Origin of the sequence: Bacteroides neonati, from assembly GCF_000499785.1 — a bacterium.
Lineage (GTDB): Bacteria > Bacteroidota > Bacteroidia > Bacteroidales > Bacteroidaceae > Bacteroides > Bacteroides neonati.
This window is the reverse complement of sequence record NZ_HG726020.1, coordinates 1,435,467-1,453,231: the sequence shown is the minus strand read 5'-3', so window position 1 is coordinate 1,453,231 and position 17,765 is coordinate 1,435,467. Positions and strand designations below refer to the sequence as shown.

Sequence of the window (17,765 nt, the reverse complement as noted above, 5' to 3'; positions counted from 1 at the left end):
TTAAAAAACACGATGCCCCGTGTGTACTCTGTGACGAATTAAGTATCTTTGCACCATGACTGCTGAAGATACTTACCAAACCATCCTTGAGCCATCCGAGGCGCTGTTTACCGAAAAGCGAAGCAAATTCATCGCACTCGCTTATCCCGTTGGCAACCTCGACGAGATAAAGACTCACATCGATGCGGCTCAGAAGAAATATTACGATGCACGCCACGTGTGTTATGCCTATATGTTGGGGCACGAGCGTACCAACTTTCGCGCTAACGACAACGGCGAACCCTCCGGAACGGCCGGAAAGCCCATTTTGGGACAGATCAACTCGAACAACCTCACCGACATACTCATCATCGTGGTGCGCTACTTTGGCGGCATTAAATTGGGTACGGGCGGACTCATTGTGGCCTACAAAGCTGCTGCTGCGGAGGTGATCGCTACTTGTACGGTCATCGAAAAGACGGTCGACGAAGAGGTGACCGTTCTCTTCGAATATCCCTTTATGAACGATGTCATGCGCATTGTCAAAGAGGAAGAACCCGAGATCGTTGCCCAATCTTACGACATGGATTGCAGCATGACCCTCCGAATCCGCCAATCGATGATGAACCGCCTGCGTGCACGGCTCGAAAAGGTGGAGACGGCACGAATCCCCGAACAAAACTAAAAAAGCAATATATGGCATTTCAAGCAACTAAAAGAGAGTGGAGCGAACTCTATACCTTTTTCCGTCTGTTGGCCGACGGCAAAGTCGCTCACGGTACTCCTCAGGCTAAACGCAACGAAGACAACGTATGGCCCATCGCCATGATTCAGCGCGAGGAGCACAACGGTACCCGTCGCTACTACATAGAAGGAGAGACGATTCGTATGGAAACCGAACTAAAAGAAAAGGTGCAATCCGGTGCACCGGTGCTGACCCAGAGCTTGCCCCGTGAAGATTTTGCCGAAGTGGCGCGTCTGGTGTTGGAGGCAATCAAGTCTTCGGCTGACGATGAAGTGACCTCCCCCGATGGGGTAGAGGAGTTTCTCGATGCTGCCGCCATCTTTGATCTCGAAGCCAAAACCGAAGACCGTACCGACCTGTCTATCGCCTTTTGGCATCCCGACGCTCCGCTGGCTGGCTTTAGCGTGCGTTCACGGCTCAGTACCATGAATCCGCTGCTCGATGGCGGACGAACTGCCAACCTGAAGTTTGAGCAAACGGGTATTAAGTTTGCCACCCCGACGGTGAACAAGATCAATGCCTTGCCCGAATCGCCCACCGAGGTGGTAGATCGCATGCTGATGATCGAACGGTTGGGCGGTGTATTGAAGTATGCCGACGTGGCCGACCGCGTGTTTCGTAGCAACCTCCTGATGATGGATCTTCACTTCCCCCGCCTGCTAGCCGAAATGGTGCGCACGATGCACATCGAAGGCATCTCGCGGGTGAGTGAGTTGACCAAGCTGATGCGCGAAACCAACCCGCTCAAGATTAAGGAGGAGTTGATCGAGAAGCATGGCTTCTACGAGTTTAAGATGAAGCAGTTCCTGATGACCTTGGTGTTGGGTATGCGCCCCGCCAAAATATACAACGGAACCGACTCGGCTGTCGAGGGTCTCTTGCTGGTCGACGGAAGCGGCGAGGTACTTTGCTACCATAAGTCTCAGAAAGAGGTGTTCGAGGAGTTCCTCTTCTTTAACAGTCGCTTCGAAAAAGGTTCGGTCGAGAAAGACAAATACGGCTTTCTGGAGAAAGAAAACGGAGTGTATTACTTCAAACTCAATGCAAAGATCGGCTTGGTGAAGCGGTAGCATCCGACGCTACCTCCCCCTCGCGAAGCCCGCGCAACGAACAATATTTATACTGACAGCAACGATGAACAACGTATTAGAAACCATCAAAGCACGCCGCAGTGTGCGTGCTTACGACAACCGCCAAGTACCTCTTGGCGATCTGCAAGCGATACTCGAAGCAGCGACCTATGCCCCCAGCGGGATGCATTATGAGACGTGGCACTTCACTGCCATTCAGCGTACCGAAACCTTGACCGAACTTAACAACCGCATCAAAGGCGCTTTTGCCAAAAGCAGCGACCCTCGGTTGCAGGAGCGCGGAGCGAGTTCGACGTACTGCTGCTACTACCACGCACCTACGTTGGTGATCGTATCGAACGAACCGACACAGTGGTGGGCGGGCATGGATTGTGCCTGTGCCATCGAGAATATGTTTCTGGCGGCACAGTCGCTCGGCATTGCTTCGTGCTGGATCAATCAGTTGGGAACGACCTGCAACGACCCCGAAGTGCGCGCCCTGCTCACTTCGTTGGGAGTGCCCGAAGGGCATCAGGTGTATGGCTGCGTGGCATTGGGCTATGCTGCACCGGGAGTATCACTGAAAGAGAAGGTGGTAAAGGCTGGAACCGTTACGATTGTGGCAGAGTAGGGACAGAGATATTTTATTATCCAAATATCCCCAAAAAAAGCCCGCCGTCTTTTTGAAAAAGCTCGCGGGAAAAATAAAAAAGCTGGCGGCGTTTTATTAAAACGCCGCCAGCTTTTTTTCAAACAGTAAGCACGTTTTTTACTACATGCTGTTTATCTACTCTATGCTACAATGTGCGGTAAGGCACTTTCCAACAAAGTGTAAGGAATGGTGCTAACCTTTTAGAGCCTGTTTCTTACAGCTCGCCGTATTGCGTTGTGAATAGTTTCCGGTCGCCCAGCGTATTGTCTATACGTGCTACGTTGACCCAGAACTTATTCTCGCGTATACTCTCAATTGGATAAGCCGCCTTTTCGCGCGGATAGCTATGCTTCCATTCGTTGGCTACCACCTCGTATTCGGGATGTGGAGCGTTGACCAATACATTGTCTTCCTTATCGGCCTGTCCGTTCTTCACCTCTTGAATTTCCTCCCAGATGTTTTGCATCACATCGACAAAGTTGTTTAGCTCGGCAAGGCTTTCGCTTTCGGTAGGTTCGATCATCAGCGTACCGTGAACGGGGAAGGAGAGGGTCGGTGCGTGATATCCGTAATCCATTAGTCGCTTGGCGATATCGTTCTCGCTGATACCCGTTTCGGTAAATACGTTGCGGCACTCCAGAATCATTTCGTGTCCTACACAGCCGTTGGCACCGCGATACACAATGCCGTAGGTGTCTTTGAGGCAGGCTGCCAGATAGTTGGCACTCAGGATAGCCGTTTGAGTAGCCTTTCTCAATCCCTCGGTACCCATCATGCGGATGTACCCGTAGGTGATTGTAGCCACGCCTACGCTTCCGTAAGGAGCGGCAGATACTGCGTTGGTATCGTTTCCGAAGATGAAGTGACCGGGTAGGAACGGAACCAGGTGTTCGGCCACACAGATCGGGCCTACACCGGGACCGCCACCACCGTGAGGGATGGAGAACGTCTTGTGCAGGTTCAAGTGGCAGACATCGGCGCCGATAAATCCTGGGTTGGTCAATCCTACTTGAGCGTTCATGTTGGCACCGTCCATGTACACCTGTGCGCCACAGGCATGAATGATGCGACAGATCTCTACGATCTCCGTTTCGAAGATGCCGTGAGTCGATGGGTAGGTAATCATCAGTGCTGCCAGGTCGTCGCGGTTCTCTTCGGCTTTGGTACGCAGGTCGAGCATATCGACATTGCCCTGCTCATCGCAAGCACAGGTAATGGTGGTAAAGCCTGCCTGAATAGCTGATGCCGGATTCGTTCCGTGTGCAGATGCCGGGATAAGTACCTTGCTACGGTGTCCCTCGCCAATGCTTTCGAGGTATGCGCGGATTACTCGCAAGCCTGCATATTCGCCGCTGGCTCCCGAGTTGGGTTGCAGGCTCGTACCGGCAAATCCGGTGATGATATTCAGCTCATCGCATAGGTTCTTAACCATTTCACGATACCCTTCGGCCTGATCTTCGGGTACGAGCGGATGCAGGTTGGCGAGTCCGGGCAGCGTCAGGGGCAACAGTTCGGCTGCTGCATTGAGCTTCATGGTACACGAACCGAGTGAGATCATCGACTGTGCCAGCGAAATGTCTTTGCGGTCGAGACGCTTGATGTAGCGCATTAGTTCGGTTTCGGTGTGATACTTTTGGAATACCTCGTGTGTGAGGAAATCGCTCCGACGCTTCAGTCCCTCCTCGATGGTGCTCTTCAGCGGCACATCGTCTACTTTTTGGAAATCTCTTCCGGCAGCGATGGCGAAGATGGAGAGCAATACGTTGACGGCAGTCAGGTCGGTGGTTTCGTCAATACTGAAACCTACCTGTCCGTTGTCGAAGTAGCGCAAGTTCACCTCTTTGCTCAGGGCGATGGTGCGTATCTGTTGTGGCGACACGCTATCGGGTAATGCAAAGCAGAGCGTGTCGAAGTATTGGTCGTTGAGTTGCGTATAACCGAGTCTCATCAGGCTGCTTTCGAGAAAAGCGGCGATGCTGTGAATACGCGATGCGATGGTGGTGAGCCCCTCTTGTCCGTGATACACCGCATAGAAGCCTGCCATGGTAGCCAATAGTGCCTGTGCGGTACAGATGTTGGAGGTTGCTTTTTCGCGTTTGATGTGCTGCTCGCGGGTTTGGAGTGCCATGCGGTAGCATCGCTTGCCGTACTTGTCGAGTGAGAGGCCGATGATGCGTCCGGGCACGTTGCGTTTGAACTCGTCGCGTGTGGCAAAGTATCCTGCCGAAGGGCCGCCGTAGAAGAGGGGAATACCCAATCGTTGGGTGCTTCCGAAGGCGATGTCGGCTCCCCACTCGCCCGGAGGAACGAGTAGTACCAAACTTAGGATGTCGGCGGCCACGGCTATCTTGCAGTCGGCTGCATGGGCTCTTTCGGCGAGTTCACGGTAGTCGTTTGCATTTCCGCTTGCATTGGGGTATTGCACCAAGCAGGCAAATACGTCGGGGGCAAATTCGAACTCGCGGTAGTCTCCTACACGAAGTTCAATGCCTTGCGGTATGGCACGTGTGGTCATTACGGCGAGTGTCTGGGGAAATATCTCTTCATCGACCAGCACCACATTGGCACCACTCTTTTGTTGTGCACGGCTGCGTAGTGCGAACATCATCGATACGGCCTCGGCTGCGGCAGTGGCTTCGTCGAGTAGTGAGCAGTTGGCTAGTGGCAGTGCCGTGAGGTCGGATATGGCTGTCTGAAAGTTCATCAGTGCCTCGAGCCGTCCTTGCGATACTTCCGCCTGATAGGGCGTGTAAGAGGTATACCACACCGGATTCTCGAACACGTTGCGCACAATCACAGCCGGAGCGATGGTGTTGTACCATCCCATACCGATGTAGGTCGTGTAGAGTTTGTTCTTGGCTGCCAGTGCGGCAATGTGTTGGCCGTACTCGTACTCCGTCATGGGTTCGGGCAGTGGCAGTGCCTCCGGCAACAAGATGTTGGCGGGGATGGTCTTTTCGATTAATTCGTCGACACTGCTCATGCCTATCTTCTTAAGCATGATCTCAGCGTCGTGTTCATTGATGCCGATGTGTCGGCTGGCTAATAAATCTGTTTTCATATCATTAGTGTTTTTGTTCGTTGGCGGTTGCAAAGTTTATCTGAAGAATGGGTTTTCGGCTTTCTCCATGCCGATGGTGGTGGGAGCACCATGTCCCGGGTACACGATTGTTTCGTTGGGCAAGGTGAACAAGCGACTGCAAATGTGCTCTTTCAGCTCGTCGAAATTGCCTCCTGTCAGATCGGCTCTGCCAATGCTTCCTTGAAACAGCACGTCGCCCGAGAACATACAGTGGTCTGCCGCCGAATAGTACACCAAACTCCCCGGCGAGTGTCCCGGCACATGAATGGCCTCGAGCGAAGTATTTCCGAAGGTGATGATGTCGCCATCGTGCAGGTACTTGCCCAACGGCACGGGTGTTTCTTTCAACTGGAAGCCGAACATCCGGCTCTGTTTGGGTGCACTCTCGAGCCAGTACTCATCTGCCTGACTGGCTTCGGCTGATAAGCCGAACTCTTGCAGCATGAACGGGTTTCCGAAAATATGATCCAGGTGCAGGTGCGTATTGAGCAGATGCTTCACCGTTAGTCCATTGGTTATAATGAAGTTTTTCAGTGTTTGCTTCTCTTCATCGTAAAAGCAGCCCGGATCGATAACCACTGCCTCTTTGGTGTCGTCCCATAATACGTAACAGTTTACGGGAAACATATTAAATTCAAATCTCTTTATCTTCATACGTTTTTAAATGATTATTAGGGTAGGCTTACATACACGACCTTCTTGGTTTCGAAGAACTCTTCGGAGAACTCTTCACCGAGGCTGTGCATGGTGGTTTTGTGCTTAAAGGGCATCGCTTCGTGCTCCAACTCGCCTCCTTTGAGGCAGATAAGACCGTTGGGCAGTGCGTTGATTCCCCGGGGCGATATGTTTTTTTTAATGATTTTAATCAGATCCGACAGTGGCATTACGGCACGGCTTACGACAAAGTCGAACAATTGTTTCTCCTCTTCGGCACGTGCGTGGCGAAAGGTCACGTTGGTCAGCCCGATGGCATTGGCCACCTCTTGTGCCACTCGTACCTTCTTGCCAATGCTGTCGACCAGATGGAATTTCACCTCGGGAAAGAGAATAGCCAGCGGAATACCGGGAAACCCACCTCCCGTACCCAAGTCCATAATGCTGGTTCCGGGACGGAACTGAATCATCCGGGCAATACCCAAGGAGTGCAGCACATGGTGTGTATAGAGGTTTTCGATGTCTTTGCGTGAGATGACGTTTATTTTGGCATTCCAGTCCGTGTACAGATCGTAGAGTGCGGCAAATTGTTGACGCTGCGTTTCGGTCAGGTCCGGAAAGTATTTCAGGATGATTTCCATTGAGTTGAATTACGAATTATATGATATATAAGTGAATGGGTTAGTTTTTGAGTTCTCCGATAATGGGGCTGCTGCCTACCAGGTGTGCCATCATATCGAACGGGATGTGCACCTCGACCGGGCCCATGGCATACGGGGTGATGTCGTACACATTATAATAGAAGGTGATTCCCTCTTTGTTCAGGAAGAAGTTCTCGGTAGGGGCAATCTCTCCGGTCGATCCGTAACCAAGGTCTTCGAGTTCCTCGTGGGTAGTTACCTTGTTGGCTGCCATCAGTTGGTTCCAGATAAGGTCGGTGAGCGCTTCTTGATACTCTTCAACGAAGAGGTCGCTCAGACGGAGCGGACGCATCGTGTTCAGATCCATATTCAGGAAGGTATTCGAATAAATTCCGTGTGCACCACCGGTGAACTCATCGTAATAGATGTGATACACGAGCAGATTTTTCTCGTAAAACTGTACGTTGCTCTTGATGGTTTTGTAGTACGAATACCAAGCGCCGATGGAGCCGCCGTTCTCTTTGTTCTTCTCGTCTTCGGTATACATCGGTTCGAGGTCGCGGCGATAATCATTGATATATGTCTGCGTATAATCTTTAACCGCCTCTTCGGGAGTCATACCCATGTATTTGTCTCCGAAACAGGCCGATAGGAAGTACGTATTCAAACTATCTTTGAGCATGGCATCAGATGATTTGACGGGATAGGTAAAACTAATCACCAGATTACAAGCAGGCTTTGACGTGTCGCCAAAGAGGTGTGCCGTTTCATTAACACGAATACTGTCGAACTTTAAATTGCCGGTGTTTTTGTTCATCTTGTCACCGCAAGAAAATAAAAAACCACTTACCGAAAGTATAACGGCAAGTAGACTGACATATTGTTTTTTCATTGGGTCTTTTTCTTTAATTTCTATATTTGTTAGGTGTTTCCTTACCGACAAATATAAAACTTATAAATGAATCCGACGAATAAATAAAGAAAAATAAGTTGGGGGGAGTGGTTAAATTTTTCTATCTTTGTGGCATCGAATTATGAAGAGACTCCGCTACATATTGGCCTGCTTGCTTTCGCTCCTTATTATATATACAGGAGCGGGTGTTTCGATTATACACTATTGTTGTAATCAATGCCAAACGGGAAAAACCTGTTGCGATTCTATTTGCCATTGTTGCGATAAGCCCGATTGCCATAAAAGCGATGAACACGGGTCTTCCTCATGCGATGACGAAGGTTGCTGGGTTTCGATTCATAAAGTCGATCTGGTAAGTCACTCTTTTGAAGAGCTGTTGAGTGCGGTTTCCGTACCGGTGTTCTACCTCGATTCTTCTATCTTGTTACCTTTTCTTACTTATGAAAAAGAGAAGGTTCTTTCGTATCCCGATCCGTCTCCTCCGAAGAGCGTAAACAGTTCTTTGGCTCTCTATGCTACCTTTTTGATTTAGACGTCTGCTTTCATTCTACGAATGCAGTAAGAATGCGACGATCTATTGCCTCTTCGGAGCAATGGTTCGCTCTTTTCTGTTCTCTTCCCTTTCTATCTTCCCGGTAGAAGAGGAGGGAGATTCTATGTACAGTCTATTATTAAGCAGATTTTATGAAACAATTATACACCTTTATACTACTATTTACAAGCATTACATTGCAGGCACAAATCAACGGTACAGTCAAGGATAGCGGCGGTGAACCCATTCCCGGTGCCAATATCTTCTGGATGAACAGTACCGGCGGAGTGACCACCCAACCCGATGGAACGTTCAGCATCTCCCGGCAAGACAAAGAACGCAAGCTGGTGGTTAGCTTCATCGGTTTCGAAAACGATACGATCAAGGTTGGTAAGCAGCAAAACAACCTCGCCATTGTGTTGCGCGAGGGGCTTCAACTGGCCGAGGTCAGTGTGGTGAGCCGCAAGATGGGGACGATGAAGTTGCGTAGCAGTGTATTGAACGAAGATATGATAAGCGGCGAAGAACTTTGCCGTGCCGCCTGTTGCAACCTGGGCGAGAGTTTTACTACCAATCCGTCGGTCGACGTCAGCTATTCGGATGCATCGACCGGAGCCAAACAGATTAAGCTATTGGGGCTTTCGGGAACCTATGTGCAGATGCTTACCGAGAACATTCCGAACTTTCGCGGAGCTGCCGCACCCTATGGGCTGGGTTATGTGCCGGGGCCATGGATGCAGAGCATACAGGTAAGCAAAGGTACTTCGTCGGTCAAAAACGGTTACGAAGCATTGACCGGACAGATCAATGTTGAGTTTAAGAAACCCAATGCCGAAGAGGCCGATTGGGTATCGGCCAACCTCTTTGCCAGCACCACCAATCGCTACGAAGCCAATGCCGATGCCTCTATAAAGCTGTCGGACAAATGGAGCACGATGCTGTTGGCACATTACGAAAACGAAACGAAAGCACACGACGGCAACGGCGACGGCTTTGTGGATATCCCTCGTGTGGAGCAGTATCACCTGTTCAACCGTTGGACGTATATGAGTGATGGTTATGTATTCATTGGCGGTATCAAAGCCTTGAGCGAAGACCGTCGCGGCGGGCAGACCCACCACGGTATGTCGGGCATGGAGCAGAAAGAACTTTACGAGGTCGATATTCGTACCGACCGCTACGAGGCCTTTGCCAAGAACGCTTTTATATTTGATAAGGAGAAGAATACCAATCTGGCTTTGATTCTCTCCGGAACTCTTCACAATCAAGATGCCGCCTATGGGCACAAGCTCTATGATGTAGACCAGCAGAATGCGTATGCTTCGTTGATGTTCGAAACCGAACTGACCCGTATGCACAGCCTTTCGGCAGGAGTGAGCTATAACTTCGACGGATTCGATCAGCGTTACCGACTTACCAACCAGGTAGCCGACGGTCGGGTGAAGAATTTTGAACGTGAGTCGGTAGGTGGTGTTTATGCACAGTACACCTTGAACTGGAACGATAAGCTCACCTTCATGGCCGGACTGCGTGGCGATCATAGCAGCCGCTACGGATTCTTCGTCACACCACGTACCCACCTCAAGTATGCCCCCAACGAGTACGTCAACTTCCGCTTGTCGGCAGGTAAGGGTTACCGCACCAATCATGTATTGGCCGAGAACAATTACCTCATGGCCAGTAGTCGCAATATCCTCATTGCGGATAACCTGGAGCAGGAAGAGGCTTGGAACTACGGTGCGAGCGTATCGACCTACCTACCATTGTTTGGCAAGACGCTCAATGTGAATGCCGAGTTCTATTACACCGACTTTCTTCATCAGGTAGTCATCGACATGGATTCGAACCCGCACGAAGTCTCTTTCGGCAATCTCGACGGACGTTCTTACTCGAAGGTGTTTCAGGTCGAAGCATCCTATCCGTTCTTTACCGGCTTTACCCTTACGGCTGCCTATCGTATGACCGATGCCAAGACCACTTATGGAGGGCAGTTGCTCGAAAAACCGCTTACGAGCAAATACAAAGGATTGCTTACCGCCTCGTATCAAACGGCACTTGGGCTTTGGCAGTTTGATGCCACCCTGCAACTCAACGGTGGCGGACGAATGCCTGCCGCGTATCTGTTGGCCAACGATGCCCCCTCTTGGGAAGCCCGATACGGAGCTTTCGAGCAGGTGAACGCACAGGTTACCCGTTATTTCCGCAACTGGTCTATCTATGTAGGAGGCGAGAACCTGACCAACTTCAAGCAGAAAAACCCGATTGTAGATGCCGCCAACCCTTGGGGGCCAAACTTCGACTCGACCATGATATGGGGGCCGGTACACGGAGTTAAAGGATACATCGGTGTGCGTGTCAATTTACCCAGACTCTAATTACTAATTATATAATAAACTATTATGAAAGCTAAAAAAGTATTGGCTACACTTGTCGTAGCATTGTTGAGTGTTACTGCTGTCATGGCGAAAGATTTCCGTACCGTTGTGTTTAAGGTAGAGCAGATGGAGTGTCCGAACTGTGAGCGCAAGGTAAAGAATAATATCAAGTACGAAAAGGGGCTGAAAGACTTTACGACCGATGTGAAGTCGCAAACAGTAACGATTACCTATGACGCCGGTAAAACCGATGTAAAGAAGTTACAGAAAGGTTTCAAGAAGTTTAAATACGAGGCCGTCGTAGTGAAAGATGAAAAAACAACCGAAGTAAAAAAATAGAAACTTCACCCCAATTGTTCGCAGATGAATACCTCGGTATCATCTGCGAACTTTCTATATGGCTTTGTTGTTTTCAGTTTATTAAACGAACGAATAAGTAATAATATGAGTAATATTTCAAAACAAGCTTTCCCGGTGTTGAAGATGCATTGTGCCGGATGTGCTAATAATATTGAGAAGATAGTAAAACAGCTGCCGGGTGTTATTGATGCTTCGGTTAACTTTGCCACCAATACGCTTAGCGTGACTTACGAAGCCGACAAGCTGGTTGCAGGAGAAATAAAAGCCGCCGTTCTGTCGGGTGGATACGATCTTATTATTGAAGAAGAGGCTCTCAAAGAAGAACATCTCGAAGAGGCGCAACAGAAGCATTATCGTCACCTCAGAGCGCAAGTGATCGGTGCATGGATCTTTTCCGTGCCTATGCTTTTGCTCTCGATGGTGTTTATGGGCATCCCTTACTCGAGCGAGATGCAGATGCTGCTGGCATTGCCCGTGATGATTCTTTTTGGCGGTTCCTTCTACGAAGGAGCTTGGAAACAGGCACGGTTGGGACGCAGCAGTATGGATACGCTCGTAGCCCTGAGTACCTCTATCGCCTTCTTGTTTAGTGTGTTCAACACCTTTTACCCCTCGTTCTGGTACGACCGTGGTCTCGAACCCCATGTGTATTACGAAGCTGCCGTTGTCATTATCGCTTTTGTACTCACGGGCAAGCTGCTCGAAGAGCGTGCCAAAGGCAATACCTCGGCTGCCATTAAGAAACTGATGGGGCTTCAGCCTAAGATAGCCCGTGTGGTTCGCAACGGCATCGAAGAGGAGATACTGATCGATCAGTTGCAGGTCGACGATCTGGTGGTAGTACGTCCGGGCGAGCAGATTCCGGTCGATGGTTCGCTGGCCGAGGGCGACTCCTTTGTCGACGAAAGTATGATTAGCGGTGAGCCCATTCCGGTGGAAAAGAAGCAGGGAGATAAGGTACTGGCAGGAACGATCAATCAGCGTGGCTCGTTTATCATCCGCGCCTCACAGGTAGGTGCCGAAACGGTATTGGCTCGCATCATCCGTATGGTGCAAGAGGCACAAGGCAGCAAAGCCCCCGTGCAGCGCATTGTCGATAAGGTGACTAACGTATTTGTACCCGTTGTGCTGGGCATATCCATTCTTACCTTCGTTTTGTGGATGGTGATCGGTGGTGCGAACTATTTCTCGCACGCCATGCTCTCGGCTATTTCGGTGTTGGTTATTGCCTGTCCGTGTGCACTCGGACTTGCCACGCCTACGGCTTTAATGGTCGGTATCGGCAAGGCTGCCAGTCAGCATATACTTATCAAAGACGCTGTGGCTTTGGAGCAGATGCGCAAAGTCAACGTAGTGGTGCTCGATAAAACAGGCACGCTTACTGAAGGCAAGCCCGCCGTAGCCGGTTGGTTATGGGCAGGAGCGCAGGAGGTGCATTATACCTCTGTGCTGCTGGCTGCCGAATTAAAGTCGGAACATCCGCTGGCAGGTGCTATTGTACAGAGCTTGCAGGACGAGCAGAAAGTAACTCCCGTATCGCTGGATTCATTCGAAAGCATCACCGGAAAAGGGGTGCAGGTGTCCTATCAGGGCAAAATGTACTGGGTGGGTAGTCATAAACTACTCAAAGATTACAATGCATCACTTACCGATGTGATGAGCAGTGCGTTGGTTCATTACGAATCCGAAGGAAACGGTATTATCTATTTTGGTTGTGGTAGCGAGCTGCTCGCCATTATTGCTGTTGCCGATCAAATTAAACCCACTTCGATCGAAGCCGTGAAGGAGTTGAGAAGATTGGGCATTGATATCTGTATGCTAACCGGTGATGGGCACCGCACGGCACAAGCTGTAGCAGGCAAATTGAATATCGATAGGTTTGTTGCCGATGCATTGCCCGACGACAAGCAAGAGTTTGTGCGCGAACTGCAATTGCAAGGTAAGGTTGTGGCAATGGTAGGCGATGGTATCAATGACTCGCAAGCGTTGGCACTTGCCAATGTGAGTGTGGCCATGGGCAAGGGAACCGATATTGCGATGGATGTGGCGATGGTTACGCTGATGACCTCGGATCTGCTTTTGCTTCCCCGTGCCTTCGAGCTGTCTAAACAAACGGTTCGGCTGATTCATCAGAACCTCTTTTGGGCCTTTATTTATAACCTCATCGGTATTCCGATTGCAGCCGGCATCTTGTTTCCATTCAATGGACTGTTGCTCAATCCGATGCTTGCCAGTGCGGCCATGGCCTTTTCGAGTGTTTCGGTAGTACTGAACTCGTTGAGTCTGAAGCTTCAGAAGTAACTCTTCGGCTAACTGTTTCTGAACTCGAGTGGGGTCATGCCTACATATCTTCGGAAATACTTACCGAAGAAAGAAGCACTGGGGAAGTTGAGCGAGAAGGCCACTTCCTGAATCGTCATCCGAGTTGATTTTAATTTGGCTTTGGCATCCATTATAACAATATAAGCAATGATATCGAGCACATTCTTGCCCGTCACCTGCTTTACGGTTGTACTGAGATGCTGAAGCGAAATACCTAGTGTGTCGGCATAGAACTGAGCTTTCCGCTCGGTGGTATAGTGCTGCGTAACGGCTTGTACCAACTCCTTGCATATCTCTTCCTTCCGACTCGATTTCCGCTCCTGCTGGGAGTAGTTCTTGTATACCATTCGGGTAGCTGCCAATACGCTATTGAGTGATGCCTCGGTCAGTTCGGGGATGAGCACGATCTCCTCGTTGTAGGCAAGCCGCGTAAGTAGTGCGAAGTAGTCTTTGAAATAACCGGCTACCTCTTTATTCAACGAAAGAACGGGATATTCGGTTATCTTTTGAAACGCACCGAGCAGTAGTTTAATCAGATTAACCCGACCAATACATCCGGATGAAAACCCGGCAAAGCTCAATCGAACACGTTCTGTTTTTTCCCGAAACTGTATGATGCTTCCGGGCAACAGCGTAATCAGGTCATTCTCTTTAATCTCATAGTCAATCAAGTTGATGGTAGCCTTCATGCTACCCTCTATGCAAACGGCAAAGATTCCTGCTTGCAATCGGCAGGATTGCTTGTAAAGATTCAATATATCTTCTGTAACATCTGTCCATGCAACAATCTCACTGGGTAGGTCAACTTGTGGAAAATCGAACTTCATAACTCCTGTATTTTTGTGTCTGTACAAACTTACGTAAAAATATCGATTTATGTGCATACTTAATAAAAATAAAGATCATTTTGTTTATTCATTTAGTGATATTTCGGATGATTTGTTGTTGAAAAACCATCTCTTAACCGAAAGGTTAACCCACTGTAAAGTATTGAAATAGGGCTAATAAGCGTATCTATTAAAATAAAATAGTATTCTTTTTTATTTACGTATTAATTATTCTATGTATATGACGAATGTTTTATATTATATTGATTGTAAGCGTTTTATGGAGTACGTATTCTTGGGTGGCAAGAGTGCGTATTTAACGGTGTATTAATATACTAGTTATTGCACTGTTAAGTACGTACTCTTTCTTTCAATGATTCCTATCTGCTGTTTACTATCAGATGAGTCGTTAAAAAATAATGATAATTTGCTTTTCGAAAACATGCTGACATAGGGTTGTCAGGCAATCACTTACTTTTGTACCGATAATTAAGTTACTCATTCAATAAATGAACGTATGGAATTACATTTGCATTTGGTATTTAACGGAGATTGCGAAAAAGCATTCTCAGTTTACAAACAGATTTTTAACGGTGAGATTGTTTTCTTATTTCGGAAAGGAGAAGATAAGACACTGTCTGTCGATGAGGAGGAAAAGAATAAAATCTCTCACATCGTATTGAACACTGAACATTTCAGTATTCAGGGAGAAGATGCGGATAAAGGTGTGCCTGTGACTACGGGGAGCAACAAGCTCGTGCTGGCCTTTGAAGATCGGGCAAAGCTGCAATCGGTTTTTACTGTTTTATCCGAAGGAGGAACCATCGTGAGCCCGTTGGAGAAAACGTTCTTTTCCGAAACGATAGGTGAGGTCATTGATCGGTTTGGTGTGCGCTGGTTGCTCATGATGACCGATAAAGACTATGAAGGTTGATCTAAAATCGGGCAATAATGGGTCGTTTATTAAAAATGCGCCTATTATTGCCTATTTATTAGTAACTTTAGTCCGTCATATTGATAATTATGAATAGAATAGAGCGTCTTTCGGCCATATTTTCGGCCATATTGGTGCAGTTGCAATCGCATTCGCTTGTAAAAGCACAACAAATTTCAGAACGGTTTCATATCAGTATCCGCACTGTTTACCGGGATATTCGTGCGTTAGAGGAGGCGGGTATTCCCATTGTTGGAAACCCCGGTGTGGGTTATTCATTGATGGACGGATTTAAGCTCCCTCCGCTTATGTTTACGCAGGAAGAGGCGTTATCGTTCTTAATAGCCGAAAAGTTAGTCAATGAACTGACCGATTCCGAGAATAGTGGACATTATCAATCGGGCATGGAGAAAATACGGTCTGTTATGCGCAGTACCGATAAGAAAAGAGTAGAAATCATAGAAAGCAGCCTGTCGGTACTACCAACGCATAAGCCGTCGACCTATAGACCCGATATACTTCTATTGGTGCTACAAAGCATTTATGAACGGAAGAGTTTAGAGATTTCCTACATTATTGACTCCGTACGCACTGTTTCCAAACGAGAAGTAGAGCCTGTGGGGATGTTCTTTTCGAGAACGAATTGGTATCTGATCGCCTTCTGCTTGCAAAAGTTGGCTTATCGAACATTCCGTATGGATAGGGTGCAGCATATCGTTTCGCTCGAAAAGGCACAAACGAGGCAACATCCGCCTTTGAAGGTCTTTCTGGATGACACCTACCGCAAGGAGAATCTGTTTGAGGTCGTTGTCAAAATAAGTAAGGATAAAGCCTCCATGATGGGCGATGATAAGTATTACTACGGATTGGTTTCCGAACAAGAGACGGGCGACTGTATCGAATGTCAATTCGTCCAATTCTCGTTGGAGAAGTTTGCCCGTTGGTATCTCTCATACGCCGATGTAGCAACCATTGTTCGACCGGAAGCTTTAAAAGAAAAGGTCAGAAGCATCCTGCAAGCCATCTCTGTTTGACAACCCGCCGACGCAGGAAAAAGAGTGTGCGCTATGTTTGTTTTTCAAGAGAATCTGCGGTATCTTTACACCCCCTCGGCAGCTGTGTATTGACCGAGGCGTTCGTTGTGTATTCATTTTATCTTTGTTCGCATGAAAACTACTGTGATTGACTGGAACTTGATTCCGTATTCCGAAGCTTGGCAACGCCAAACAGTCTGGTTCGATGCACTTGTTAGTGCCAAACAGAACCACGAACCTTATGAGAACCGCATCATTCTGTGCGAACACCCCCATGTATATACGTTGGGGCGAAGCGGAAAAGACCAGCATATGCTACTGACCGATGAGCAGCTCAAGGCCATCGACGCCACCCTCTACCACATCGACCGTGGGGGAGATATCACCTACCACGGACCGGGGCAGTTGGTGTGCTATCCCATCCTCAATCTCGAAGAGTTCAATCTGGGGCTGAAGGAGTACGTGCATCTGCTCGAAGAGGCTGTGATTCGTGTTTGTGCCTCGTATGGCATCGTAGCCGGACGGTTGGAGAAAGCGACCGGAGTATGGCTTGAGGTCGATACCCCGCGAGTACGTAAAATCTGTGCGATGGGTGTGCGTAGTAGCCATTATGTAACCATGCACGGGTTGGCGCTCAATGTCAATACCGATTTACGCTACTTTAGCTACATTCACCCCTGTGGCTTTATAGACAAAGGCGTCACCTCGCTACAACAAGAGTTGGGAGAGGCAACGCCTTTGGCGGAAGTAAAAGAACGTTTGCAGGAAGCTATCCTGACCCTGTTGCAATCAAAGGGCTGAACGTAGCCATTTCTCCAGTTCGCCTGTCCACTGACGCTTGTAGGCGAAGCTGTCCCAAAAGCCCCATCCATGCCCGCCGGTGGGGTAGGCATGAAGCGAGGCCGGTACACCGTTGCGCACCAGTGCGAGGTAGTAATTAACGCCATTGGCGGGCGGTACTGCCCGATCGTCCGACGATAGCATGATGAAAGCCGGCGGTGTCTGTGCATCGACCCGTTGTTCGTTGCTGAACAGGGCTAACTGCTCTGCTGTGGGTCGGTTGCCCAACAGATTGATTCGCGAGCCCATGTGTGTATACCCCTCATCCATCGTTATAACCGGATAAAACAGTATCTGAAAGTCGGGGCGTGTCTCCTTGCTACCGTAATGGGTAGCCAAGGTCGATGCCAAGTGTCCGCCTGCCGAAGCCCCCATGATACCGACTTGCTTAGGGTCTACATTCCACTCGGCTGCCTGTTGGCGTACCATCCGGATGGCCTGTTCGGCATCCGACAGGGGAACGTCCGAATGACCGTTGGGCATGCGGTACTTCAATACCACGTACGTAATGTTTTGTGCATGAAACCAAGGAGCCATATCATGTCCTTCGTGATCGGTTGCCAGGAGGGTATACGCACCGCCGGGGCACATGATAATCGCCTTGCTATTGGGGCGTGCCGACGGATATACGGTGATCGTAGGCTGGGTTACGTTGCTGACGCGATGAGGCTCCAACTCTTGTTCCGTACCCGTCAGTTCGTTGCTGTTGGGCGCCCCATTGGGCCATAAAGGCCGTTCAATGGGTTGTTGCGCCGACAGAATGGTGCTCATATATAATAAGGTAGTCAATACGAGGTATTTCATG

Annotated in this window: 16 protein-coding genes; 10 read left to right on the top strand and 6 right to left on the bottom strand. The window is 49.0% G+C overall.

The features are described 5' to 3' along the window. Positions 1-55: 55 nt before the first annotated feature. From TY03_RS08950 to TY03_RS08940, 3 genes are all read left to right on the top strand, one after another. Positions 56-664 (top strand): IMPACT family protein, encoded by a 609-nt coding sequence (locus tag TY03_RS08950; RefSeq protein WP_042369023.1) that lies wholly within the window; start codon positions 56-58, stop codon positions 662-664. A gap of 11 nt (positions 665-675) precedes the next feature. Further along, on the top strand, positions 676-1,794 hold the full coding sequence (locus TY03_RS08945; protein WP_042369021.1) for an HpaII family restriction endonuclease: 1,119 nt from the start codon (positions 676-678) through the stop codon (positions 1,792-1,794). A gap of 64 nt (positions 1,795-1,858) precedes the next feature. Further along, entirely contained in the window at positions 1,859-2,425 is a 567-nt protein-coding gene (locus TY03_RS08940; RefSeq protein WP_042369020.1) for a nitroreductase family protein, read from the top strand. Between the two features lie 235 nt (positions 2,426-2,660). Here TY03_RS08940 and gcvP read toward each other — a convergent pair whose 3' ends face one another. Genes gcvP through TY03_RS08920 form a run of 4 tightly spaced genes read right to left on the bottom strand, consistent with a single transcriptional unit; the run spans position 2,661 to position 7,715 of the window. Continuing rightward, a complete protein-coding gene (gene gcvP / locus TY03_RS08935) occupies positions 2,661-5,507 on the bottom strand; it encodes an aminomethyl-transferring glycine dehydrogenase (protein WP_042369018.1) in 2,847 nt (948 codons plus the stop codon). A gap of 36 nt (positions 5,508-5,543) precedes the next feature. Continuing rightward, positions 5,544-6,182 carry an MBL fold metallo-hydrolase gene (locus tag TY03_RS08930; RefSeq protein ID WP_042369017.1) on the bottom strand — a complete coding sequence of 213 codons (639 nt, stop codon included), beginning with the start codon at positions 6,180-6,182 and terminating at the stop codon, positions 5,544-5,546. A 17-nt stretch (positions 6,183-6,199) separates the two neighbouring features. Beyond that, the gene (rsmG, locus tag TY03_RS08925) at positions 6,200-6,823 is read right to left on the bottom strand and encodes a 16S rRNA (guanine(527)-N(7))-methyltransferase RsmG (RefSeq protein ID WP_042369015.1); all 624 of its coding nucleotides are present in this window, start codon (positions 6,821-6,823) and stop codon (positions 6,200-6,202) included. A gap of 40 nt (positions 6,824-6,863) precedes the next feature. Next, positions 6,864-7,715, bottom strand: coding sequence for an RsiV family protein (locus tag TY03_RS08920; RefSeq protein ID WP_042369368.1), 852 nt, complete (start codon positions 7,713-7,715; stop codon positions 6,864-6,866). A gap of 142 nt (positions 7,716-7,857) precedes the next feature. Between TY03_RS08920 and TY03_RS08915 the strand changes: the two genes are divergently transcribed. From TY03_RS08915 to TY03_RS08900, 4 genes are all read left to right on the top strand, one after another. Next, complete coding sequence (locus tag TY03_RS08915; protein WP_042369013.1) at positions 7,858-8,268, top strand: hypothetical protein; 411 nt, start codon at positions 7,858-7,860, stop codon at positions 8,266-8,268. Between the two features lie 152 nt (positions 8,269-8,420). Beyond that, the gene (locus TY03_RS08910; protein WP_042369012.1) at positions 8,421-10,643 is read left to right on the top strand and encodes a TonB-dependent receptor; all 2,223 of its coding nucleotides are present in this window, start codon (positions 8,421-8,423) and stop codon (positions 10,641-10,643) included. A 24-nt stretch (positions 10,644-10,667) separates the two neighbouring features. Further along, positions 10,668-10,982, top strand: coding sequence for a heavy-metal-associated domain-containing protein (locus TY03_RS08905; RefSeq protein WP_042369011.1), 315 nt, complete (start codon positions 10,668-10,670; stop codon positions 10,980-10,982). A 105-nt stretch (positions 10,983-11,087) separates the two neighbouring features. Next, positions 11,088-13,304 carry a heavy metal translocating P-type ATPase gene (locus TY03_RS08900; RefSeq protein ID WP_042369010.1) on the top strand — a complete coding sequence of 739 codons (2,217 nt, stop codon included), beginning with the start codon at positions 11,088-11,090 and terminating at the stop codon, positions 13,302-13,304. Positions 13,305-13,312: 8 nt separating this feature from the next. On the opposite strand, the gene TY03_RS08895 is transcribed toward TY03_RS08900, so the two are convergent. Then, positions 13,313-14,152, bottom strand: a complete 840-nt coding sequence (locus TY03_RS08895; RefSeq protein WP_042369009.1) for a helix-turn-helix domain-containing protein — start codon at positions 14,150-14,152, stop codon at positions 13,313-13,315. Positions 14,153-14,669: 517 nt separating this feature from the next. Between TY03_RS08895 and TY03_RS08890 the strand changes: the two genes are divergently transcribed. The 3 genes from TY03_RS08890 to lipB all read left to right on the top strand — a co-directional run bounded on the left by TY03_RS08890 (position 14,670) and on the right by lipB (position 16,921). Further along, the gene (locus TY03_RS08890; RefSeq protein ID WP_042369008.1) at positions 14,670-15,086 is read left to right on the top strand and encodes a VOC family protein; all 417 of its coding nucleotides are present in this window, start codon (positions 14,670-14,672) and stop codon (positions 15,084-15,086) included. Between the two features lie 89 nt (positions 15,087-15,175). Beyond that, entirely contained in the window at positions 15,176-16,120 is a 945-nt protein-coding gene (locus TY03_RS08885) for a helix-turn-helix transcriptional regulator (protein ID WP_042369007.1), read from the top strand. A 132-nt stretch (positions 16,121-16,252) separates the two neighbouring features. Further along, positions 16,253-16,921: a lipoyl(octanoyl) transferase LipB gene (lipB, locus tag TY03_RS08880; RefSeq protein ID WP_042369006.1), complete on the top strand. Its 669-nt coding sequence runs from the start codon at positions 16,253-16,255 to the stop codon at positions 16,919-16,921. Here lipB and TY03_RS08875 read toward each other — a convergent pair. Further along, a complete protein-coding gene (locus tag TY03_RS08875; protein ID WP_042369005.1) occupies positions 16,910-17,764 on the bottom strand; it encodes an alpha/beta hydrolase in 855 nt (284 codons plus the stop codon). The two genes, lipB and TY03_RS08875, sit on opposite strands and share 12 nt — an antisense overlap. Between the last annotated feature and the right edge of the window lies 1 nt (position 17,765).